Here is a 21,883-nt window from a genome sequence, read left to right as displayed (position 1 = left end):
TCTTTACGTTTACTTCCTGTCGGTTTTGTAATATAATATTTCTAATAAGTTATCCTTCATTTGACTTGCCTTTCCGCAGGATCGGCTAGTGAAACCCGGAAGCGGCCCCGACCGTCCGGGCAATTCCGATGAAGGCATTTTTCAATAGAATGATACAAGGGAGCGTTGAAACAGTGGATATTATCGTATTGCTCAAGCAGGTACCGGCCACGGAGACGAACGTCAGCATCGCCCTCGACGGAAAGCGCATCAACACGGACGGCGTCAAGTGGGTCATGAATCCCTACGACGAGTTCGCCGTGGAGGAGGCCCTCCAGATGAAACAGAAGCACGGGGGCACGGTGACGATCCTCTCCATGGGGACGGAGAAGTCGGTGGAGGCCATCCGGACCGCTCTGGCCATGGGCGCCGACACGGGGATCCTCATCCATGATCCGGCCGCGGCGGACTGCGACGGCCTGGGTACCGCCCGAACCCTGGCCGCGGCGGTGAAAACGCTGCCCTGCGATCTCATCATCGCCGGGCAGCGGGCCATGGACGACGACAACTACCTGGTCGGGGCGGCCGTGGCCGAATTCCTGGGCATCCCCCACATCTCCATGGTGATCGAGGCATCGGTCGAAGGCGGCACGATCCGCTGCCGACGGACCGTTGAGGGGGGCACCGTGGTCTTTGAAGCCCCGCTTCCGGTGCTCTTCACCACCCAGCGCGGACTGAACGAGCCCCGGTATGCCTCCCTGCCGGGCATCATGAAGGCCAAAAAGAAGCAGATCGAGACCAAAACCCTCGCCGACCTCGGCCTGACCCCGGCCGACATCGCTCCGGCGGTCCGAATCCTTTCCATGAGAACCCCCCCGGAGCGCACCGGCGGCCAGATCATCGACGGCGCGTCCGCCGCGGAAAAGGCGGAAAAGCTGGTCAATCTGCTGCAGGAAGCCGCCAGGGTGATCTGACGGGGGGCAGAGCACCCGTCGGCAGACAACCAACAACGGGATGATTCCCGCTACGGATATCAGGAGAAAAAAGAATGACAACAGGAGTACTGGTCATCACAGAGCAGATCGAAGGCGCTTTCCGCAAGGTGACATACGAGGCGCTGAGTGAGGGAAAGCAGACGGCGGCGGCCCTGGGCTGCGGGATCGACGCCCTCGTCATGGGCGACGGCGTCACTGCCGCGGCCGGCCTGCTCGGCGCCTACGGGGCCGACACGGTATGGACGGCCGACGATCCGGCTCTCAAGGAATATACTCTGGACGCCTATGCCAACGTGGCAGGCGACTTGATTCAGAAGATCGCCCCCGGCGTGATCCTCATCGGCGCCACGGCCCAGGGCAAAGAGCTCGCCGCGCGCCTGTCGGCAAGGCTGTCGGCGCCCCTGGCCATGGACTGCGTCGCCCTGCGGGTCGAGGGCGGCGATGTGACGGCCACGCGGCCCATGTACGGCGGGAAGGTCCTCGTGGACCTGGCCCTCGCCGGCTCCCCGAAAATCATCGCGGTCCGGCCCAACGCCATGGCCATCCGAAAAACCGAGGGCGCCGGGAAGGTCGAGAAGATCGCCGTGAACGTGGGCGCATCCGCCATCCGGTTCATCGAAAAACAGTTGGAGACCGAAAAGGTCGAACTGACCGAGGCCGATGTCATCGTCTCCGGGGGCCGGGGCATGGGGAGCGGCGATTTCACCGTCCTGGAAGCCCTGGCAGAGGCCCTGGGCGGCGCCGTGGGGGCTTCCCGGTCGGCCGTGGACGAGGGCTGGCGCCCCCATGCCGACCAGGTCGGACAGACCGGCAAGGTCGTATCGCCCAACCTCTATATCGCCTGCGGCATCTCCGGCGCCATCCAGCACCTGGCCGGCATGTCCTCGTCCAAGGTGATCGTGGCCGTCAACAAGGACGCGGATGCCCCCATCTTCGCCAAGGCGGATTACGGCATCGTCGGCGACATCTTCGAGGTGGTCCCGGCCATCACCGAGGCCGTCAAGAAACGGAAAGCCCAGGCATGAACATCCACCTGGTCAGCCTCGGGTGCGCCCGGAACCAGGTCGACAGCGAGGGCATGCTGGGCCGGCTCACGCAGGCCGGCTGGCGCATCTCCGAGGCGCCCGACGACGCCGACGTCATCGTCGTCAACACCTGCAGCTTCATCGAGTCGGCCGCGGATGAATCCATCGACACCATCCTCGCCCTGGCCCGGTACAAGACGGAAGGGGTCTGCAGGGCACTCATCGTCGCCGGCTGCCTTCCCGAGCGCTACGGCGAGGCCATCGGCCGGGAGCTGCCCGAGGTCGACCTGTTCCTGGGCACCGGGGCCTTCGACCGCATCGTGGCGGCGGCTTCGGGGGCTTTGGCGAAGGAGCGCTGCATCCTGCCGGACCCGGATGCCATCGTCCTCTCCGACCCCAACGCCCCCCGGGTGCAGACCCTGCCCCACTCGGCTTACCTCAAGATCGCCGAGGGATGCAGCCGCACCTGCACCTACTGCATTATCCCCAGGCTCCGGGGCCGCCAGAAAAGCCGGCCGGCCGGCGAGATCGTGACCGAGGCCCGGCGCCTCATCGCCGCCGGCACCCGGGAGCTCATCCTGGTGGCCCAGGATTCCACGGCATACGGCCGGGAGCTGGAGGGCGGACCGGGACTTGCGGACCTCCTGGGCCGCCTGTCGGAGATCGACGGCGGCATCTGGATCCGCGTCCTGTACGGCCATCCGGAGAGCATCAGCGACGACATCCTCCGCACCATGGCCCTCCGGCCCAACATCTGCCCCTATTTCGACCTGCCGATCCAGCACGCGAGCGACCGGGTGCTCCGCAGGATGGGCCGCCGCCACACCCAATCGGACCTCTTCCGGCTCTTTGACCGCATCCGGGAGATCGCGCCGGGGGCGTCGCTCCGCACCACGGCCATCGTCGGGTTCCCCGGCGAAACCGACCGGGACTTCAAGACCCTCCTCTCCTTCGTGGAAGCGGTCCGGTTCGACCATCTCGGCGTCTTCCCCTATTCCGACGCCGAGGACCTGCCGTCCCATCGCCTGGACGGGCATGTTTCCGCCGCCGTGGCCCGGAAGCGCCACGACCGGCTCATGGCGCGCCAGCGCGACATCTCCACCGAGAAGAACGCCCGGTATCTCGGCCGGACCCTCGATGTGCTGGTCGAGGAATCTCCGGAGGCGGGCCTCTTTCTCGGGCGAACAGCGTTTCAGGCCCCCGAGGTGGACGGGCTGGTCTATATCCGCGCCCCGGACCTGCCCATCGGGCGGTTCGCGCCCGTTACCATCACCGACACCCTTGAATACGACCTGGTGGGAGAAGCCCCATGAGCGCCGATTTGAAGCACCGCATCCTGTCCCGGGTCCAGGCGGACCTGGTCGCCGTCGAGGCCGCCCTCCGGGAAAATCTGGGGGCCCATCTCCCCATCGTTTCGGACGTGGCCGGCCATCTCCTCTTCAGCGGCGGCAAACGACTCCGGCCCCTGCTCATGGTGCTGTCCGCACGGCTGTGCGGGTACGGCGGCGGGAGGGAGATCTTTTTCTCGACGGTGTTCGAATACCTCCACACGGCCACCCTCCTCCACGACGACCTGGTGGACGGCGCCGTCCTCCGGCGGGGGCGGAAGGCCGCCCATGCGGTGTGGGGCAACGAGGTGGCCGTCCTGGTCGGGGATTTCCTGCTGGCCCGGTCCCTGACCATCGCCTCGGATACCGGAATGACCGATGTCATCAAGGTGATCGCGGGCATCACCGAAAGCATGTCCCAGGGGGAGATCCACCAGCTCACCCGGAAGAAGCACCTGGACCTCGCTGAAACCGAGTATCTGGAGATCATCCGGCGGAAGACCGCGGTGCTCATGGAGGGGGCCTGCCGGGTCGGCGCCCTGATTTCCGGGGCGGACGAACGGCGGACGGCGGCTCTGACCGCCTACGGCCATCACCTGGGCATGGCCTTCCAGATGGCGGACGACCTCCTCGACTACACCGCGGACACCGCCATTCTGGGCAAGACCGTCGGGGCCGACCTCAGGGAGGGCAAACTCACCCTTCCGGTCATCCGTGCCCTTTCTGCCGCCGGAGATGACGACCGGAAGACCATGGAACGGATCATCACCGATGGAGACTTTTCCGTCGACGATTTCAACACCCTCGTCGGTCTTCTGGTCTCCTGCGGCGGCATCGACGCCGCCCGGGCCGCGGCCGAAGGCCACGTGAACGCGGCGAAGGCCGAGCTGTCGGCCTTCGCCGATTCCCCATACCGGGACACGCTCAAGGACATCGCCGATTATGCCCTGAGCCGGAAGCATTGAGCCGGAAGCGAGCCGGACGATTCCCATCCCATCATCATCCAATGGAGGTTAGGACACCCATGCGCGTTTCTGTCATCCACCCCGGCCGTGCCCTGTTCCTGGCCATGGCGATAGTGTTTCTCGCCTCGGTTCCGTCGAGTGCCGAGGGGCCTCCCGGCGCCCAGCCCGGCCCCGACAATGCCATCACCGTCGTCGCCACCCGGAAAATCCAGGGCGGAAACATCGCCCTGGCCAAGCAGGAGGCTGTTGAAGCCGCGCTTTCGGCCGCCGTGGACCAGGCGGCGCTGACCCTTTTATCATCCGAAGCAATCGCCAGGGCATTCCAGTCCTACAGCGCGGCGGTCGCAGGCAAAGCCGAAAAATATATCGACAGCTACAAGATCCTGGGAGAGGCCTCATCGGGCGGAACCTACCGGGTCATGCTCCAGGCCGTGGTGTCGACAGGCCAGCTCAAAGCAGGCCTGTCGGGCTTCCGACCGACAGCCCCGCCCGACGATTCGGCCCCGACGGCCGCCGACACGGAACCGGCGACGGGAGGTGCGGAACCGGCGATAGCAGATGTGGATCAGGCGGCTGCCGGTTCGGTGCAGGCGGTCGACCGCCCCAGGCTGCTCCTCCTGCTCTCTGAACAGAACCTCAACGATGTCTCCCCCAGATTCTGGTGGGGAGAAAATCCGGGCACCCTCGCGGCCCACGCCGAGGCCGCCATCGCCCGGAAGGCTGAAGCCGCCGGATTTGTCGTCATCGAGCACGGCACCGGCACCCCGGACGTCCCCGTCAAGGCCGCCATCATCTTCCAGCCCGAACTGAACAACCGGGACGCCGCAGACATCGGGCGCCTCCTGGGGGCGGACGTGGCCATCGTCGGCAAGGCCATCGCCTATGCCATCGGGGATACGGGCGCCGGCGGGGATCCGGCCTACAACGCCACCATCACGATGAAGGCCGTTCTGGTCCAAAACGGTCAAGAGATCACATCAGGCTTTGAAACGGCGGTGCGGCAAGGGCGCAACGACACTGAAGGCGGCAGGGAGGCCCTGACCGCTGCGGGCATCCAGGCGGCCGGACACCTGATCCCCAGCATCGGGGCGGCCTGGGAAAACGCCGTCCGCCCCAGTGAATCCATCACCCTGACGGTTTCCGGCACCGGGAACCTGGGCAATTTCGTCCGATTCCGCCAGACCCTGCGGGATCTGGATGGCGTCATGGATCTGCAGGTCCGCGAAATGAATGCCGATGCCGCCATCATCGCCGTCCGCTTTGAGGGAAATTCCCAGGACCTGAAGGAGCGCCTGCTTGCCAACACCTTCGAATTGTTTGCGATCGAAGTGCTGTCCCTGTCGAACAAGCGGCTGGACATCGCCCTGGTGCCGAAATAAAATCCCCGGCCGGATAAACTTTTCTTGACAAACGGAGGCATCCTTGGTAGCAAAGCGATCACCTTTTTACAGGCACGTAGCTCAGGGGGAGAGCACTACCTTGACACGGTAGGGGTCGTTGGTTCAAATCCAATCGTGCCTACCAATAAAATCAAGGGTTTACGGCTTAGGCTGTGAGCCCTTCTTTCGTTTTCCAACCCATTTGTGCCTGGTGCCCCAAAGTCCCGGCTCCTGAAGAAACATTGCCGGTGCCGCAGTAATATTTTTCTTATCGCCGGCAACGCTCCCCACATTCGAGCAACCCCAACACCCGGAGGTTCTCAAATGTACAACACCCATGGAAAAATCCGGATCGGGACCTGCAGTTGGAAATACCCCGAGTGGCACGGCTTGGTCTACAGCGCCCACAAGGACATCGACTATCTTGCGGAATACAGTCGGAAATACGCCACGGTCGAGATCGACCAATGGTTCTGGTCCCTGTTTACGCCGGAGGCCGGAGCCAGCCTGCCAAAACCGGCCGATGTGCTCCAATACCGCGACGCGGTCCCCGAACGCTTCCGATTTTCCATCAAGGCCCCCAACAGCATCACCCTCACCCATTACTACCAGAAGGACACATCCGGCAATCCCGTGCCCAATCCCGCCTTCCTCTCCCCTGACCTGTTCCTGAAATTCCTGTCGCTGATCGACCCATTGAAAGGCCTCCTGGGGCCGGTGATGTTTCAGTTCGAATACCTGAATAAAATGAAGATGCCCGGCCCCAAGGTCTTCAGAGACCGGTTCGGTGCGTTCCTCGACCGGATTCCCGCCGGTTATGCCTATGCCCTGGAGATCCGGAACAAAAATTACTTCAATACGGGGTATTTCGATTTCCTGATGGAAAAGAGGCTGACACCGGTGTTGATCGAGGGATATTGGATGCCTTCCATCGCCGAAGTTTTTCAACAATGGGGCGACGCGATTCGAAAACATCCACGGGTCGTCCTTCGGCTGATGGGAAAGGATCGGGAGGCCATGGAAAAAATCACCGGAAACCGCTGGAACAGGATCGTGGAACCGAAAGACGACGACCTCCGGAAGATCGCGGATATCGCAAAGGACCTGGCGGAAGGCGGGACGGAGGTCTACCTCAACGTCAACAATCATTACGAGGGCTGCGCGCCGGCGACGATTGCCCGGATGGAAGCCATCCTGGAAGGATGAAACGCCGTGCCGGTGGGTGGCGCTTTTCTGTAGGAAGGAGCCCATATGACCAGAATCCATGTCCCCGTCCAGGCGTACATCCTTGGATTGCTGCCGCAATCCGTCGGCGGACCGCGGGGAGCCGCCCGAACGCATCGAACCGGACAGCAGCTGCAGGCCCTGGCCAACGGCCTGGCGGTGCCCTCTTTCTGGACCCGTCATGAAATCAGCCAGGCCTTTGCGGAAGCAAACCGCATCTGGATTCGTGAGGCGGAGATCGAGTTTTCCCCCGTCAACATTTCCGAACGCTCTGAAATGGTGCCTGCCGATGAGAACGGGATGTGGGCGCACTTCATCAACCATTTGACGCCGCAACATCGGGGGATCGGGGCTTGTTTTGTCTATGATCTTCCTTCCCATGAAGGCGGCTGGGGAGGCGGGCGCGTCGTTGCGATCTCCGGGCAGAAAGCCAGGTCCGGCTTGCCGGGATTTGCCGGCAACCTGCTGGCTCACGAACTTGGCCATGTGCTGATCGACGACCCGAATCACGCCCTTTCGGGCAATGTCCCGAGCAATCTGATGTACGGCAGCCGCAATCCAAGGATCGCCAACGCCGGCATGCTGAATCAACGCCAGATCACCCTGGCGCGTCAAACAGCTCAGCGCATGTGAACATCAGCCGTTCGATAGACTCCTTTCTTCCTGGGGATCTTCGCCCGGCAGGCTCTTAAACGCTCCGCCGGCGGCAGCAGACATCCCCTTGGGAAAATTCGCACGTGGCACAGGCAAGCGACCCGTCCCGAGGCAGCCTGCGGCGGTCGTCCGCCAGAAAGGGGTCCAGGAGGCGCCGGGCCCGGGCCAGTTGTTCGAGGTCGACGCCCACCGCCTCCCCTTTGCTTTCCAGGGCTCTCACCACGGCCTCGGTGGCCACGTTGCCCGTCGCCCCCGGCGCGTAGGGACAGCCCCCGAGCCCGCCCGCGCTCGCGTCGAAGATCCGGATGCCGTAAGACCATGACGCCAGCACGTTCGCCACGCCCCTGCCGTAGGTGTCGTGAAAATGAACGGCGATCCGATCCGCGGGTATACTGGGCAACAGGCGGTCGAGCAGCATCCCGACCTCGTCCGGCGACGCCTTTCCGATGGTGTCGGAGATGGAGACTTCATCCACGCCGACATCGACGAGCCGCTCCACCACCCCGATGACGGCCGCAGGCGGGATCCTGCCCTCGAAGGGACACCAGAATGCGGTCGAGACATATCCGCGCAGCGCGAGCCCCGCTTCGTGCGCGCCTTTCGCCACCGGCAGAAAGCGCTCAATGGAGCCCGCTATCGAGGTGTTGATGTTCTTTAGGTTGAAGCTCTCGCTGGCCGCCGTAAACAGGGAAACCTTATCGACCTTCGCCGCGACGGCGCGTTCCAGGCCCTTTTCATTGGGCACCAGCGCCGAATAAACAACGCCCTCTTTACGCACAATTTTTCGGAACACCTCCTCGGCGTCGGCGAGCTGGGGCACCCAGCGGGGAGAAACAAAAGCGGAGACCTCGATCTCGCCGACCCCCGACAGGGAGAGCGCGTTCACGAAATCGACCTTGACCTCCGGGGGAACGACCGCGGTTTCATTCTGCAGCCCGTCCCTGGGACCGACCTCCACGATTTTCAGCATGTTCGCTCCTTTCCAAAGTCAATTCTCCATATGCCCGTAGCCAATTTCGCAAGCTGTGTCTGCCTGGCTTCGATCTTCTGTTCATCCCAAGCATCATAGTGTTCCGCAACCTCCCGGGTGATCTGAAAGGAACTCTGCTGGTAGACAAATCGCTTGGAGGCATAATCCCCATTCCCGATATCCCGGTTTCGGCTGGTTTCGAGAGGGGTGATATTGCCGATCCGATAGATCAGGCGATCCTGTTTGGCATCCTCGATCTGAGCCCATGCCTCTGAGGGACTCTCCGGCAGAATGTGCTCCAGGCTGTACTTGGCGCTCTCAAGATCAAAATCCTGCGCGGAGCGCTGCCGTTCGATCTCAAAAAGTATGTATCTCACCACTTTTTTGTTTCGGCTGTTGGTCGTCCGCAGTTCCTTCTCTGAAAAGGCCGCCTTGAATTGAGTGTCATCCGGGTACACCTCCCGCAGAGCGGCAATCACCTCGGAAGGCTTTGCATGCGTCCCGGCGGAAACCTTGCAGGCAATGTCGTTATACAGGCGCTCCTGCTCATGTGTCTGCTGATTGCAGATGACATTGTAGCGGAACGACACGACGGCCACGGCCTTGACGATTCGGATAAAGGCGGATCTATCCGGTTCCTGGAAGTTATCATGGCAGGCCATCAGCATAGCCAGGGGCTGGCGCACATTGAACATCTGAAGCTGTCCAAGCGCCTCTTTCTCTTCTTTGCTCCATGAGGCATCCAGGGGGTCCCGCAGCGCTGCATAGACGGCCGCCGAGTGATCCAGGTCGCGAAGCAGCTTGAAAGCCGCGTCCCGGGTGCTGATCCGCCTGCGGATGGTTTTGAACAGGTCCGACTTTCTCACCAGTTTGTTGCGGCTGTTCCAAAACACCCGGAGGAACTCGGGAAAGCTCTCGCTCCCCAACAGTCCGACAATGCGCTCCCAAAGGTCCTCCACACTCTTTACTTCCGCCTCATGGGTATCCTGGGTGCTGATCATCGAAAACAGATAATTCTTCAGGAGGTCCGTTGCCGAGAGCCTCACCCCCCGGGCGTTGAGGGTTTCGAACACCTTGAAAGCATTGAGCTCATCGGTCACGGTGATGACCGTGAAGAACAGCTTGTCCACCAGTGTGTCCAAAAAGGCGGCCACTGCCCTCCCGCTTTCGGGTGTCATGCCGCAGCGCGCTTTCACTCTCTCCTTGAACCAAAGGAAGGCTTTTCGCAGTTGATGCTCGGAGGCGTTCAATCCTCTTTGAGGCAGCTTTTCCAGCGGAACCAGATAGTTTTTATAAAAGCGGTTGTTGTGGCGATTCAACACCAGCTTCGAACGCGCCACCAGACTCACCGGATCCAGATAGCCGATGTAACTGTTCTGGAGCTGCTCCTTTCGCTTGGCGTTATCTTCCGGATCCTGTCCGGCGGCCACCAGGTCCAGAAGATGCCCCAACCCGGCAAGAATCATCACACTGATGGTGGTCATCCGCTGTTGACCGTCGATGATGTCGAACCGTTTGCTGTCAGAGGACTGAAGCACCAGATACCCCATGTAGTGGGAAGACTCGCCGTCTGCTTCGAACAGCCCCAGAATATCCTGCCAGAGATCATCCCACTCATCCTCGGTCCAGGAATAATCCCGTTGGAAAGGCGGCACATGATAGCTCAAACCGTTCCCCATCAAATGCCGAAAGGTTGCGTTTGTCGTATTGAAATTCAGGGTGGTCATCGTCAATCCTCCTTTGCCGCAACGCCTGGGAACGTTTTTAAATCCACCTTTATCGATCCATTTGTACACGGTATCCCCAAAAAACAAAAGCCCCGTGATCCCATCCAGGGCAACATGCTGCGCTCGGGGCCGTTTGGATAGGGCCAAGGCCCGGATCAGCGCCGCCGTCCATCGCTGTTTGGCAGCCCTATCCGCGGATTGTTGCTTTTTTTCTTGTTATCATTATCTTACCCATAAAGTTGAGCTGCGCTCCTCGGGCGCTGAATCCCTTATTCCTCTTTTCCCAAGCGACTCCGGCCGCGACAGAATTGATGTCGCCATTAGACTCTGCGAAATGCAGCGCCGCATCCCGCCCCTCGGATTCCCGCACCGGCGAAACCGGCTCTCCGGAATGAAATCGCCTGCGGCGGCGATCCTATGGCGTTTTCCCGGCCGCGGACCGCTGCCCAGGCCCCCGGTTCACACCAACCACAAGGAGGAAGACCATGAGCAAAAACATCATCCTGCTCTCGGACGGCACCGGCAACGGCGCCGCCAAGCGCAACAAAACCAACGTCTGGCGGCTCTACGACGCCCTGGATCTCCACCGCGACGACCAGGTGGCCTTCTACCATGACGGCGTCGGGTCCCAGGAATTTTTGCTGTTCAAGCTTCTGGGCGGCGCCTTTGGATGGGGTCTGAAGAGAAACATCCGCGAACTCTACAAGTTCCTTTGCCGCAACTACAGATCCGGGGACAGGATCTACCTGTTCGGCTTCAGCCGGGGCGCCTTCGGCGTTCGCATGCTCGCGGGCATGATCGCCTATTGCGGCGTATACACCGACTACAAGGATGAAAAGGATCTGAACAAGGCCGCGCGGCACAACTACAACGCCTACCGCTCCCGCTTCAAGACCGGGCTCCTGACCCGCGGCATCCGAGCCTTCATGGGCCGGACGGACCCGGTGACGCCCCGCCACCTTCCGGAGATTGAGTTCATCGGCGTCTGGGACACGGTCGACGCCTACGGCTTCCCCATCGACGAGATGGCCGTGCTCTGGGACGCCTTGATCTACCCCATCCATTTTCCCGACCAGAAACTGTCGGACAAGGTCAGGAAAGCCTGCCATGCCGTATCCGTGGACGACGAGCGCCACACCTTCCACCCCGTCCTCTGGGACGAGAGCGGCGAAACCGACCCCGAGCGCATCGAGCAGGTCTGGTTTCCCGGCGTACACTCGGATGTGGGCGGCGGCTATCCCATGGATACCCTCTCCCTGGTCGCCCTCGACTGGATGATCGAAAGGGCCGGGGCCAAGACAGACGAAGCCGGAAGCCCGGGGCTTCACCTGCTGCAGCGGCGGCGGGAGGAGTTCGAAAAGCGCTGCGACTGGCGCGGCCCCCAGCATGACTCCCGGGCCCTGGCCGGGGCCTACTACCGGTACAGGCCCCGCGATATCGCGGCCCTGTGCGACGATGCCAAAAACGGCGTCCGCATCCATCTCCCCAAAATCCACCGCAGCGTCCTGGAGCGGATCGCCGGAAACGCGGTGCCTTATGCCCCAACGGGCCTGCCGACCCGGTACGAGGTGGCGGCGACCCGGGGTCCGGCCCCGGTCTACGAGACCCCGGAGGAAATGGACCGGCGAATGAAGGCCATGGCCCCGGTGCGCCGTGTCGTCGTCCAGCGCCGGCTCCTCTATTTCGCCCTGCTCTTCACCACCTTGGGGTACCTGGCCTCGCCCGTCTTTTTCGGCTGCCTGGGCGACTCCGGATGCCCTTCCGCGAACGGCCCCCTCGACCCGTTGCTGAGGATGGCCATGAAGTTCCTGCCGGACCTCGCCGCCCCCTGGATCCAGGTGCTGCGGCATTCGCCGGTGACGCTCTATGGCCTGGTGCTGATCTTCGGGATCCTCTTCGCCATGAAAGACAGGGCCTGGAACCAGACCCAGCAACTGGCGACCCATGCCTGGGAAGGGCTCAAAAAACCAGCGGGGAATCACGGGCAGAATTTTTGACTTTTTTTCGTTCAAATTTTAGGGTACCATTCATTCCAATGTCGCCTTCCCGCTTACGGCACATCATGGTCGTATCATCACACGGAGGAAATCACCATGCCGGAAGCCGCCCTGAACAAAGCGGACGCCCAGCAGGCGCACCCCATGGGGGATCCGCGGTACAAACTCATCGACCGCGTCATCAAGCGGCAGCAGTTCAAACAGGATGCCCTCATCGAGGTCCTGACGGCCGCCCAGGAGGCCTTCGGCTACCTCCCCGAGGATGTCCTCATGTATGTCGCCCGGATGCTCAAGCTCCCGTCGAGCTGGGTATACGGGGTCGCCACCTTCTACCATTTCTTCTCGCTCAAGCCCCGGGGGGAGCATTCCTGCATCGTGTGCCTGGGGACCGCCTGCTATGTAGGGAAATCATATGATATTGTCGCGGCCCTGGAAAAGGGGTTTGACATCAAGGCGGGCAACACCACCGCCGACGGGAAGCTCACCCTCTCCACGGCGCGCTGCCTGGGATGCTGCGGCCTGGCCCCCGTGGTGGTTCTGGACGACGCCGTCCTGGGGAAGGAAACGCCCGCCACCACCGTGGACAGGGTGCGACGGCAGGTGACCGGCCTCGCCGAGGGGCCAGACCCCGGCGCCTGCTCCGAGCCTGACCCCATGACCTCCCCAACCGTCAAGGAGACACCGGCACCATGAACCGACGCGAACTCACGGCCATGGCCCAGGATGAACTGGCGCAGCAGGAGAAATTCCGCTGCCGGATTCTCTGCTGCATGAGCACGCCGTGCATCTCCTCCGGTGCGGCCGCGATTCATGCGGCGTTTGTGGATGCCGTCAAGGCCCGCGACCTCACGGCCGAGGTCGGGGAGGTCGCGACCGGGTGCATGGGGCCGTGCAGCCGGGGGCCGCTGGTCACGATCCAGACCCGCGGCGGGGACGACGTGATCTATGAAAGGGTGGCCCCGGAGATGGTGGGCCCCATTCTGGACCGGCACCTCCATCAGGGAACCACCCCCTCCCTCGACGGCAGGATCCTGCCCCGCGACATCCCGTTCTTTGCCAAGCAGGAGAAGGTGGTGCTCGCTGAAAGCGGCAGGATCGACCCCGAACGGCTCGAAAGCTATGTCGCAAGCGGCGGCTACACGGCACTGGGCCAGGCCCTGCGGGAAATGACGCCCTCGGAGGTGTGCGCGGAGATCCTGAAAAGCGGCCTTCGGGGCCGGGGCGGGGCGGGCTACCCGACGGGATTCAAGTGGCAGCGGGTCCAGAAGGCGGCGGGCGACCGGAAATATGTTGTCGCCAACGGCGACGAAGGCGACCCGGGGGCCTACATGGACCGGACCCTGATGGAATCCGACCCCCACCGGGTCCTGGAAGGCATGGCCATCGCAGGCTACGCCGTCGGCGCCGACCGGGGGTATATCTATGTCCGCAGGGAATACCCGCTGGCGGCCAAACGGCTCGAAACGGCCATCAAGCAGGCCGAGCGCGGCGGGCTTCTGGGCAACCGCGTCATGGACAGCCCCTTCAATTTCCGCGTCGATATCCGCATGGGCGCCGGGGCCTTTGTCTGCGGTGAGGAGACCGCCCTGATGCAGTCCATCATGGGCCGGCGGGGCCAGCCCGTCCCCCGCCCGCCCTACCCCGCGCAGCAGGGGCTCTGGGGCGCCCCGACCCTGATCAACAATGTGGAGACCTTCGGCAACATCGCCACGATCATTCACCGGGGGGCCGACTGGTACGCGGGGCTGGGCACGGAAAAGAGCAAGGGCACCAAGATCTTCGCCCTGGCGGGCAAAACCGTCAACACCGGGCTCATCGAGGTGCCCATCGGCATCAGCCTTCGGGAGATCGTCTTTGAGATCGGCGGGGGGATCCTGGACGGACGGGACTTCAAGGCGGCCCAGACCGGCGGCCCCAGCGGCGGCTGCATCCCGGCGGACTGCCTCGACACCCCCATGGACTATGAGAGCCTGGCTGCCCTGGGCTCCATCATGGGGTCGGGGGGGCTGATCGTCATGGACGACGCGAGCTGCATGCCCGACGTGGCCCGGTTCTTCATGGAGTTCTGCATGGATGAAAGCTGCGGCAAGTGCGGCCCCTGCCGGGGGGGAACCGTGCAGATGCACCGCATCCTGACCCATATCACCGAGGGCACCGCCACCATGGACGACCTGAAAAATCTCGAGGACCTCTGCCGGATGGTGAGGGACACGAGCCTCTGCGGCCTGGGTCAGACGGCGCCCAATCCGACCCTGAGCACGCTGCGATATTTCCGGGACGAGTACGAGGCCCATATCCGGGATCACCACTGCCGGGCCGGGGTGTGCGGGTTTGACAAAGCCCTTTCCCGAGCGGTGTAGCCCGCGTCGTTTCGTTTTCCCTGTATGCCGTTTTAACGCTTCCATGGAGGATTTGATCATGGCGGTTGTCACCCTCACCATCAACGACAGGCTCATCAGCACCCAGGCGGGCAGCACCATCCTGGATGCCGCAGAAGACGCCGGAATCTTCATTCCAACCCTCTGCCATCTCAAAGGCCTGAGTCCCAGGGGCGGCTGCCGGCTGTGCCTGGTCGAGGTGGAAGGGAGTCCCCGACTGTCGGCCGCCTGCATCACACAGACCCAGGAGGGCATGGTAATCCGAACCGAAACCGAGACCCTGACGCGCTACCGCAAGATGATCATCGAGCTCCTCCTGGCGGAGCGCAACCATGTCTGCGCCGTCTGCGTCATGAACGGCCATTGCGAACTCCAGCGCATGGCCGCGAAATTGGGCGTCGATCACGTCCGATATGACTATCTCTGCCCCGATCTCGCCATGGACGCCAGCCATGAGCGCAATGTCCGGGACCCCAACCGCTGCATCCTCTGCGCCCGGTGCGTCCGGGTCTGCGACGAGGTGGAAGGGGCCCACACCCTGGACATGATGGGCCGGGGCATCCAGACGAATGTCATCACCGGCATGAACATCCCCTGGGGAAAAACCCAGAGCTGCACCGCATGCGGCAAGTGCGTGCAGGTGTGCCCCACGGGCGCCATCTTCAAAAAGGGCGCAAGCGTCGCTGAAATGGAGAAACGGCAGGATTTTCTCACCTGGATCCTGAGCGGCCGCGACAAAAACATATGGGATTGGGGGAATTGAGATGACCACGAGCCGAACCCCGCGGATACGGCTGGCCACCGTCTGGCTGGGCGGATGCGCCGGCTGCCACATGAGCTTCCTCGATATGGGCGAGCGATTGATCGAGATCTTCGCGCAGGTCGATCTGGTCTACAGCCCCCTCGTCGATATCAAGACATTCCCGCCCGAGGTGGATGTCACCCTGGTGGAAGGCGCCGTCGTCAACACGGACCACCTGAGAGACGCGCGCAAAATCCGCGAAAACAGCCGGACGGTCGTGAGCTTCGGCGACTGCGCCGTGACGGGGAATGTCCCCGCCATGCGCAACCGCCTGGATGCGCCCCGCCTCGTCTCCGAGGTCTATTCCCAAGGGCCGGGGGAGGCGCCGCCGGGCCAGGGCGACCCGGGAGACGTGCCGACCCTGCTGCTTCGGGTGCTCCCCCTGCACCGGGTGATCCCGGTGGACGGCTATCTTCCGGGCTGCCCCCCGGACCGGGAGCGCATCTGGACGGCCATAGGCGCCCTGCTCCGGGGAGAGACGATCGCGCTGCCGGAAGCGATGCGCACCTTTGGATAAAAACAGAGGAAGGCGACCATGACACAGCAACTCACCATCGAACCCGTCACGCGCATCGAGGGGCATGCCCGGATCACCATCCAGTTGGACGACGCCGGCCGGGCGGCCGATGCCCGGTTCCATGTGACCGAATTCCGCGGCTTCGAAAAATTCTGCGTGGGCCGCACCTACCCGGAGATGCCGGGCATCACCATGCGGGTCTGCGGCATCTGCCCCGTGAGCCACATGCTTGCTTCGGCCAAGGCCTGCGACGCCATCCTGGGCGTCCGGATCCCCCCGGCCGCGGAGAAGCTGCGGCGGCTCATCAATCATGCCCAGTATGTCCAGAGCCACGCCCTCAGCTTCTTCTTCCTGAGCGGCCCGGACCTGATCCTGGGCATGGAGAGCGATCCGGCCCGGCGCAACGTGGCAGGGCTGATCACGGAACACCCGGAGCTGGCCCGGAAAGGGATCCGCCTGCGCCAGTTCGGCCAGGAGATCATCCGGAGGATGGGCGGCCAGAGCGTCCATCCCCCATGGGCCGTGCCAGGGGGCGTTCGAAACGGCCTGACGGCCGAGGATGTCGACGCTGTCGGCCAGGCCCTGCCGGAAGCCTTCGAGACTGCCGATACGGCCATCGACCTGCTCCTGGACCGATACGACGCGTTCCGGCGCGAGATCGACACCTACGGCAATTTTCCCAGCCTCTTCCTCGGCCTGGTTACCCCCGAAGGCGGCCTGGAGCACTACAGCGGCCTGCTCCGGGTCATGGATGCCGACGGCAGGATCCTCGAAAACGGGCTGGCCGACGACCGCTGGCGGGAGATCATCGCCGAGGCCGTCCACCCCTGGAGCTACCTCAAGTTCCCCTACTACCGCCCCCTGGGATACGGAGACGGCGCAGGCGACGTGCCGGGCCTCTACCGGGTCGGCCCCATCGCGCGCCTCAATCTCTGCGATTTCGCGGGAACGCCCCGGGCCGACCGGGAGCTTCGGCGGTTCCGGCGACTGGGAGAGCCGGGCAAGCCGGTCTGCGGCAGCTTCCACGCCCACTATGCCCGCCTCATCGAGATCCTCTTCGCGCTGGAACGGATCGCCGAGATCATCGAAGACCCGCTGGTCCATGACCCCCACATCCGCAGCCAGGCGGGCGTGAACCAGTTCACGGGCACGGGCGTCACGGAGGCGCCCCGCGGCACCCTCTTCCACGAATACCGCGTCAACGAAGACGGCATCCTGCAGGAGGTCGACCTGCTGGTGGCCACCGGCAACAACAACCTCGCCATGAACAAAACCATCGCCCAGATCGCGCGGGCTTACATCACGGGAAAGCCCGTGACCGAAGGAGCCCTCAACCGGATCGAGCACGGCATCCGCCTCTACGACCCGTGCCTGAGCTGCTCCACCCACGCGGTGGGCCGGATGCCCATGATCGTGAAGATTCTGGACGCCCGGGGGCGCTTGATCGAGGAAAAGATCCGGGGCTGAAGCCAATGATGCTGATCATCGCCTGGGGCAACCCCCTTCGCAGCGACGACGCCGCAGGCCTGCGGCTGGGGGAGCTACTGGAGGAGCTCTGGCGGGAACGGAAACGGCCCGTCCGCCGCATCACGGTCCACCAGTTGACGCCGGAGCTGGCCCTGGAGATCGCACGGGACGACGTCTCCACGGTCGTTTTTGCGGACGCCCGGGACGCCTCCGCCGAAGCCGGCGGCCCGCCTCCGGAAATTCTCGTGCGCCCGCTTTTGGCCGACCCACGCACCCCCGTCCTGGGCCACCACCTCGACCCGGCGGCGGTCATGGCCTGCGCCCGCCTCCTCTATCACAAAGCGTCGCCCGCCTGGATCGCCACGGTCCCGGGCGTTGATTTCGGCCACGGGGAGGGGTTGAGCGACGTGGCCGAGGCGGCCCTCTCCCGCCTTCCGGAGGCTCTTTTCAGGCTGACGTCTGAATAGCCCGGTATTACCTTCAGCCAAAATTTTACCTGTTATTTTTTCACATTAAAACAGAAAACTGAAAATCCTTCATCAATCCCATCGCGGCTGCGTGGTAATTTTTTGGAAGTCACTGTATGGGGGTAAGCACCATGACGGAATAGGCATTTTTCTCATATAAATTGAGCAAATATGCATAAATTTTATTGTCTATTGTTTTCATTTGGATTAGATAAGGTTTGTTTCTTCCGATAGGGATAATGAGAATATCGATGGATCTTGCGAAACTGGGCCGTTAGCTTTCGCGAGCGATTCGGTCTCCATTGGGAATTGTTTTCTGCTTCCATGCTGTCTGATATTGTTGAGAAAACATTGAAAAATCAGTGCTATTTTTTTGTTTTATACGCTCAATATCAGAATAGGTGGAATATTTTCTATCTATTGAATATTTTCTATCTATTGATACTGGTAGGTATTAGATCAGAGCGAGACAGACGAAGATATCGGAGGCATCCATATGTTGAGGATTCGTAAAATCGTGATCGGCATTCGCCCAGTTACAAAGATGTTTCGAGTCTCCTCCTTAGGGGGAGAAGCCGTTGACTCCGTTCTGGATAGAAGGGGAACTAAACCGCTCTCAGATGATTACTACTCACAGGTCGCCACAAACATGGAATTGGGTGCCTTCCGCCTTAGCAATGAAAAAATCGGAAATGAATTAAAAATAGATCGGGAGAACGTGGTATTCACGAAACACCATTATGGGGCCAACACAGGGGTGGTTGTTGAAACGGCAATCGCTGAATTTGCGACAATATGGAGCGCAATAGACGATGTTCTGAGAATAAAAGACGTAAGACGGATTGGCATCATAGCTGAGCATCGCTTCAAAGAAAACGACCCCCATGTTAGTGCAACCCTCATGAAGGCACTGACTATCATTTCTCCGCCTGTCTATCCGGCTAAGTTTATGATGAGATACGAAGAAAGGCGGGCCACCGCTGAAGGCCTCGCACCAGATATCAAGAAGAGCGACTTCGTGAACGTCATAAGAGATTACTATGACGCGGAACTTGATACGGAACATCCTGAGAAGGGCTCTGCCAACGCTAATATCGACGTGCAGAGATACTATGCACCTCCCATTTCCGGCAACATTATTGCAGAGGTTAGAAAGCTGGGGAAGATATTCAACAAAGAGCGAGAACTCTTTATTCAGGCGATCTCTAATAAGGGGGTCAACGCTGGTGAGTCGTAGCAGGAGAACCGGGGCATTCAGACCAGCGCCGCCCAAAAAGTCGTCCTACACAGATTTGGTTCACGTACCTGACGTGGCTTCAACAGCCGAGGCACCGCTCCGTGCGACCGATGAAGTCAAGGCTTACAAACGTGAAGAGGATGTCGAACCTCCCTTCATTGGCGAGGGCGGTCACCGGTTCATAAGCCGGCAGGAGTTCGGTCTCGCATACAAAGTCACCGCAATCATATGCGGACTCTTTCTTACGGTCGGCGTTCCTCTAGTTTGGTTCGCTTCCCGAATGGACTCCAGAGTTGAAGTTGTTCAGGAAGAAGTCAAGTCTCTGAAGGCTCGGACCGACGAACTGAACTCACGTTCTATCGAACATGATCTAAAGCTTGAAGGACTTGAAAAACTCACATCAGAGTTTAGTCGACCCAGTTCTCATGAATCTTCTAAGAAAAACGAGCCGCCGAGCGCGCCTATCAACACAATTCATCGGCCTCGCTGATGCGACCGTCCCTGGGGGCGGCTTGGTCATCAAGGCTGTTGGTTATGCCATGGACAGTTCGAGAGACTCCTTATGATAACAAGTAGGGCCTATCGAGATAACGAGTAGCCTCACGGCTACCCCTCCCACGCCACCGAACGAATGTTGCACATATCCCCGGCTGATCAGGCAGAAAGCGGCCATGGAAGAAACAAGCCAAACTGCTCAGAGTAGGCGTTTGGCATTGCGATCACGACCCACTTGACTTTGTTCATTCGCCACGCTCCTTTGCGGGAACAGCCTGTCAAGAGGGCGTGGAGGTGATAACTACCCTGCTTCTTGAGTTCTTTGACACCCGTGCCTCTACGCTCCCGTCGGGCGGCATCCATAAACCACAAATTCCTTGACAAGTGTAGCCTAATGACTACAACATTGCCATGATCGAAGTCCGCAAAACCGAAACCTTTGCAAAATGGATCGATGGGTTGCAAGACCTCCGCGCTCGTGCTCGCATCCTTGTCCGAATTGAACGATTAGCGGCCGGAAACCCGGGCGATGTCAAACCAGTTGGTGAGGGTGTATCAGAAATGCGGATTGAGTCTGGACCCGGCTATCGCGTCTATTTCAAAAAGATCGGTCAAAAGGTGGTCATCTTGTTGGCCGGCGGCGACAAAAGTACCCAGTCCAAGGACATCAGAACCGCCTTACGCCTATCACGTAACTTATAGGAATACATCATGGCAAAAACCAAAACATCCAGATACGATGTCGCTGAGCACCTTCGCACGACGGAGGAAATGGCTGCCTACCTTGAAGCCTGCCTTGAGGAAGCGAATGGGGACGCTGCATTCATTGCCAAAGCGCTTGGGAATATTGCTCGGGCCAAAGGCATGTCTCAAGTGGCGCGCGAGGCGGGTTTGTCCCGCGAAAGCCTGTATAAAGCCCTCTCGGGAGAAAGAATTCCGGGATTTGATACGATCCTCAAGGTTATCGGCGCTCTCGGCCTGAAGCTGCATGCTGAAGCTGCTCAAGAAAATTCCTGAATTGGAATATGAGGGAATCATGATGAATCGAGAGAAATTACTTGAGGAAACAAGGCAAGCTGTCTACGAAGAAGAACAGGAGCACCAGCACCGCCAGGGGTACGAAAGGAAACCGGTCGCCGCCGATGAATTTTCTGTTTGGGAAGCGGAGCAGGTTTGGGGCGACGAATGAAACAAAGCAAAACTGGTCGATGTCGTTCGGGCCATCCGGTTCGCCCTCGATATCTGAAGCGGGAACGCCCATCCCGGCAGCAAGCCGGTTGGGCGCCTACCCCCCCGGCCGGGCCTTCGCCCTTCGCCCGAAGGCCACCCCCAGCTTCTCCATCCGCTTCCTGAGGGTGGAGGGCTTGATCTCGAGCAGCCGGGCAGCCCCCCGCTCCCCTTCCACGCGGCCGCCGCACATGCCCAGGACCCGCCGGATGTGGCGGGCCATGGCCTCGTCCAGGGCCAGGGCCTCATCCGGCCCCGCAGACGTTTCAACACGGCCCTCCGGGGGTTTTTGCACGAGCCGGGTGCCGATCTCGTTGAAAAAGAGCCGGTCGCCCGGGTTCAGGATCAGGGAGCGCTCGACCGCGTTCTCCAGCTCCCGGACGTTGCCCGGCCAGTGGTAGGCCATGAGGCGCTCGATGGCCTCCGGGGTGGGCGACGGCACCACCAGCCGCTTCATCTCCCGCGATTTCTTCAGGATGAAATGCTGCACCAGGGCGGGAATATCCGTTTTCCGTTCCCTCAGGGGCGGGAGGACGATGGGAAACACCCGGAGCCGGAAATAGAGATCGTGTCGGAATTTCCGCAGCTCCAGCATCTCCTCCAGGTCCCGGTGGGTCGCCGCGATGATCCGGATATCCACCTTGACCGGGCCGCTTCCCCCGATCCGATCGATCTCCTTTTCCTGGAGCACCCGGAGGAGCCTCACCTGGGCCTCGGCGGGCAGCTCCCCGATCTCATCCAGAAACAGGGTCCCTTTATCGGCGAGTTCAAATCGTCCTACGCGGTCTCGCAATGCGCCTGTAAAAGAACCTTTGGAATGCCCAAAGAACTCGCTTTCATAAAGTTCGCGTGGTATGGCTGCACAATTGACTTTGATCAAGGGACGATCGGATCGTCGGCTATGGCGATGAATCTCACGGGCAACGACTTCTTTGCCGGTACCACTCTCGCCAAGAATCAACACGGCGGAATCCGTAGGAGCAACCAGTTCTATTTGACGCGCGACAGCTTGCAAAGCAGGGCTCTGTCCAAGCAGATCTCCCAGCGCAG

At 61.3% G+C, this 21,883-nt stretch carries 21 protein-coding genes and 1 tRNA gene; 19 read left to right on the top strand and 3 right to left on the bottom strand.

The window, feature by feature from the left end; translation table 11 throughout:
- The first annotated feature begins 173 nt into the window (after window positions 1-173).
- The 8 genes from ACEW8N_RS06285 (at window position 174) to ACEW8N_RS06250 (ending at window position 7,528) form a co-directional block, all read left to right on the top strand.
- Window positions 174-953: an electron transfer flavoprotein subunit beta gene (locus ACEW8N_RS06285; protein ID WP_373498953.1), complete on the top strand. Its 780-nt coding sequence runs from the start codon at window positions 174-176 to the stop codon at window positions 951-953.
- A gap of 74 nt (window positions 954-1,027) precedes the next feature.
- A complete protein-coding gene (locus ACEW8N_RS06280) occupies window positions 1,028-1,999 on the top strand; it encodes an electron transfer flavoprotein subunit alpha/FixB family protein (RefSeq protein WP_373498952.1) in 972 nt (323 codons plus the stop codon).
- Window positions 1,996-3,312, top strand: a complete 1,317-nt coding sequence (rimO, locus tag ACEW8N_RS06275) for a 30S ribosomal protein S12 methylthiotransferase RimO (protein WP_373498951.1) — start codon at window positions 1,996-1,998, stop codon at window positions 3,310-3,312. Before ACEW8N_RS06280 ends, rimO begins: the two co-directional genes overlap by 4 nt.
- Window positions 3,309-4,292, top strand: a complete 984-nt coding sequence (locus ACEW8N_RS06270; RefSeq protein ID WP_373498950.1) for a polyprenyl synthetase family protein — start codon at window positions 3,309-3,311, stop codon at window positions 4,290-4,292. Before rimO ends, ACEW8N_RS06270 begins: the two co-directional genes overlap by 4 nt.
- Before the next feature lie 59 nt (window positions 4,293-4,351).
- The gene (locus ACEW8N_RS06265) at window positions 4,352-5,671 is read left to right on the top strand and encodes a hypothetical protein (protein ID WP_373498949.1); all 1,320 of its coding nucleotides are present in this window, start codon (window positions 4,352-4,354) and stop codon (window positions 5,669-5,671) included.
- A gap of 70 nt (window positions 5,672-5,741) precedes the next feature.
- A tRNA-Val gene (locus ACEW8N_RS06260) sits at window positions 5,742-5,816 on the top strand.
- A gap of 179 nt (window positions 5,817-5,995) precedes the next feature.
- Window positions 5,996-6,877, top strand: coding sequence for a DUF72 domain-containing protein (locus tag ACEW8N_RS06255; RefSeq protein ID WP_373498948.1), 882 nt, complete (start codon window positions 5,996-5,998; stop codon window positions 6,875-6,877).
- Window positions 6,878-6,964: 87 nt separating this feature from the next.
- The gene (locus ACEW8N_RS06250) at window positions 6,965-7,528 is read left to right on the top strand and encodes a hypothetical protein (protein WP_373498947.1); all 564 of its coding nucleotides are present in this window, start codon (window positions 6,965-6,967) and stop codon (window positions 7,526-7,528) included.
- Between the two features lie 55 nt (window positions 7,529-7,583).
- Here the strand turns inward: ACEW8N_RS06250 and ACEW8N_RS06245 are convergent, their stop codons facing one another.
- Complete coding sequence (locus ACEW8N_RS06245; protein WP_373498946.1) at window positions 7,584-8,519, bottom strand: hydroxymethylglutaryl-CoA lyase; 936 nt, start codon at window positions 8,517-8,519, stop codon at window positions 7,584-7,586.
- Entirely contained in the window at window positions 8,513-10,246 is a 1,734-nt protein-coding gene (locus ACEW8N_RS06240; protein WP_373498945.1) for a DUF262 domain-containing protein, read from the bottom strand. The genes ACEW8N_RS06245 and ACEW8N_RS06240 overlap by 7 nt, the downstream gene beginning before the upstream one ends.
- A 485-nt stretch (window positions 10,247-10,731) precedes the next feature.
- On the opposite strand from ACEW8N_RS06240, the gene ACEW8N_RS06235 reads away from it, so the two are divergent.
- The 11 genes from ACEW8N_RS06235 to ACEW8N_RS06185 all read left to right on the top strand — a co-directional run bounded on the left by ACEW8N_RS06235 (window position 10,732) and on the right by ACEW8N_RS06185 (window position 20,795).
- Complete coding sequence (locus ACEW8N_RS06235) at window positions 10,732-12,243, top strand: DUF2235 domain-containing protein (protein ID WP_373498944.1); 1,512 nt, start codon at window positions 10,732-10,734, stop codon at window positions 12,241-12,243.
- A 96-nt stretch (window positions 12,244-12,339) separates the two neighbouring features.
- Window positions 12,340-12,936, top strand: coding sequence for a bidirectional hydrogenase complex protein HoxE (gene hoxE, locus ACEW8N_RS06230; RefSeq protein ID WP_373498943.1), 597 nt, complete (start codon window positions 12,340-12,342; stop codon window positions 12,934-12,936).
- On the top strand, window positions 12,933-14,603 hold the full coding sequence (locus tag ACEW8N_RS06225; protein ID WP_373498942.1) for an NADH-ubiquinone oxidoreductase-F iron-sulfur binding region domain-containing protein: 1,671 nt from the start codon (window positions 12,933-12,935) through the stop codon (window positions 14,601-14,603). Before hoxE ends, ACEW8N_RS06225 begins: the two co-directional genes overlap by 4 nt.
- Before the next feature lie 58 nt (window positions 14,604-14,661).
- A complete protein-coding gene (gene hoxU, locus ACEW8N_RS06220) occupies window positions 14,662-15,384 on the top strand; it encodes a bidirectional hydrogenase complex protein HoxU (RefSeq protein ID WP_373498941.1) in 723 nt (240 codons plus the stop codon).
- A gap of 1 nt (window position 15,385) precedes the next feature.
- Window positions 15,386-15,940, top strand: coding sequence for an NADP oxidoreductase (locus ACEW8N_RS06215; RefSeq protein ID WP_373498940.1), 555 nt, complete (start codon window positions 15,386-15,388; stop codon window positions 15,938-15,940).
- 18 nt (window positions 15,941-15,958) lie between these two features.
- Complete coding sequence (locus ACEW8N_RS06210) at window positions 15,959-17,407, top strand: Ni/Fe hydrogenase subunit alpha (RefSeq protein WP_373498939.1); 1,449 nt, start codon at window positions 15,959-15,961, stop codon at window positions 17,405-17,407.
- Between the two features lie 5 nt (window positions 17,408-17,412).
- A complete protein-coding gene (locus ACEW8N_RS06205; protein WP_373498938.1) occupies window positions 17,413-17,874 on the top strand; it encodes a hydrogenase maturation protease in 462 nt (153 codons plus the stop codon).
- 496 nt (window positions 17,875-18,370) lie between these two features.
- Window positions 18,371-19,111, top strand: a complete 741-nt coding sequence (locus ACEW8N_RS06200) for a hypothetical protein (protein WP_373498937.1) — start codon at window positions 18,371-18,373, stop codon at window positions 19,109-19,111.
- A gap of 906 nt (window positions 19,112-20,017) precedes the next feature.
- A complete protein-coding gene (locus ACEW8N_RS06195) occupies window positions 20,018-20,308 on the top strand; it encodes a type II toxin-antitoxin system RelE/ParE family toxin (protein ID WP_373498936.1) in 291 nt (96 codons plus the stop codon).
- Between the two features lie 9 nt (window positions 20,309-20,317).
- Window positions 20,318-20,623, top strand: a complete 306-nt coding sequence (locus ACEW8N_RS06190; RefSeq protein ID WP_373498935.1) for an addiction module antidote protein — start codon at window positions 20,318-20,320, stop codon at window positions 20,621-20,623.
- Window positions 20,595-20,795, top strand: coding sequence for a hypothetical protein (locus ACEW8N_RS06185; protein WP_373498934.1), 201 nt, complete (start codon window positions 20,595-20,597; stop codon window positions 20,793-20,795). Before ACEW8N_RS06190 ends, ACEW8N_RS06185 begins: the two co-directional genes overlap by 29 nt.
- 96 nt (window positions 20,796-20,891) lie before the next feature.
- On the opposite strand, the gene ACEW8N_RS06180 is transcribed toward ACEW8N_RS06185, so the two are convergent.
- Entirely contained in the window at window positions 20,892-21,848 is a 957-nt protein-coding gene (locus tag ACEW8N_RS06180) for a sigma-54 interaction domain-containing protein (protein ID WP_373498960.1), read from the bottom strand.
- Window positions 21,849-21,883: the final 35 nt, after the last annotated feature.

The organism is Desulfococcus sp. (assembly GCF_041737845.1).
Taxonomy (GTDB): Bacteria; Desulfobacterota; Desulfobacteria; order Desulfobacterales; family Desulfococcaceae; genus Desulfococcus.
This window is presented reverse-complemented; position numbering and strand designations above follow the sequence as displayed.

Excerpts from the sequence above, each read along its gene's own strand:
- ACEW8N_RS06280 (WP_373498952.1), top strand. The coding sequence starts at position 1,028 with ATGACAACAGGAGTACTGGTCATCACAGAGCAGATCGAAGGCGCTTTC.
- rimO (WP_373498951.1), top strand. The coding sequence starts at position 1,996 with ATGAACATCCACCTGGTCAGCCTCGGGTGCGCCCGGAACCAGGTCGAC.
- ACEW8N_RS06270 (WP_373498950.1), top strand. The coding sequence starts at position 3,309 with ATGAGCGCCGATTTGAAGCACCGCATCCTGTCCCGGGTCCAGGCGGAC.
- ACEW8N_RS06265 (WP_373498949.1), top strand. The coding sequence starts at position 4,352 with ATGCGCGTTTCTGTCATCCACCCCGGCCGTGCCCTGTTCCTGGCCATG.
- ACEW8N_RS06255 (WP_373498948.1), top strand. The coding sequence starts at position 5,996 with ATGTACAACACCCATGGAAAAATCCGGATCGGGACCTGCAGTTGGAAA.
- ACEW8N_RS06245 (WP_373498946.1), bottom strand. The coding sequence starts at position 8,519 with ATGCTGAAAATCGTGGAGGTCGGTCCCAGGGACGGGCTGCAGAATGAA.
- ACEW8N_RS06240 (WP_373498945.1), bottom strand. The coding sequence starts at position 10,246 with ATGACCACCCTGAATTTCAATACGACAAACGCAACCTTTCGGCATTTG.
- ACEW8N_RS06235 (WP_373498944.1), top strand. The coding sequence starts at position 10,732 with ATGAGCAAAAACATCATCCTGCTCTCGGACGGCACCGGCAACGGCGCC.
- hoxE (WP_373498943.1), top strand. The coding sequence starts at position 12,340 with ATGCCGGAAGCCGCCCTGAACAAAGCGGACGCCCAGCAGGCGCACCCC.
- ACEW8N_RS06225 (WP_373498942.1), top strand. The coding sequence starts at position 12,933 with ATGAACCGACGCGAACTCACGGCCATGGCCCAGGATGAACTGGCGCAG.
- hoxU (WP_373498941.1), top strand. The coding sequence starts at position 14,662 with ATGGCGGTTGTCACCCTCACCATCAACGACAGGCTCATCAGCACCCAG.
- ACEW8N_RS06215 (WP_373498940.1), top strand. The coding sequence starts at position 15,386 with ATGACCACGAGCCGAACCCCGCGGATACGGCTGGCCACCGTCTGGCTG.
- ACEW8N_RS06210 (WP_373498939.1), top strand. The coding sequence starts at position 15,959 with ATGACACAGCAACTCACCATCGAACCCGTCACGCGCATCGAGGGGCAT.
- ACEW8N_RS06205 (WP_373498938.1), top strand. The coding sequence starts at position 17,413 with ATGATGCTGATCATCGCCTGGGGCAACCCCCTTCGCAGCGACGACGCC.
- ACEW8N_RS06200 (WP_373498937.1), top strand. The coding sequence starts at position 18,371 with ATGTTGAGGATTCGTAAAATCGTGATCGGCATTCGCCCAGTTACAAAG.
- ACEW8N_RS06195 (WP_373498936.1), top strand. The coding sequence starts at position 20,018 with ATGATCGAAGTCCGCAAAACCGAAACCTTTGCAAAATGGATCGATGGG.
- ACEW8N_RS06190 (WP_373498935.1), top strand. The coding sequence starts at position 20,318 with ATGGCAAAAACCAAAACATCCAGATACGATGTCGCTGAGCACCTTCGC.
- ACEW8N_RS06185 (WP_373498934.1), top strand. The coding sequence starts at position 20,595 with ATGCTGAAGCTGCTCAAGAAAATTCCTGAATTGGAATATGAGGGAATC.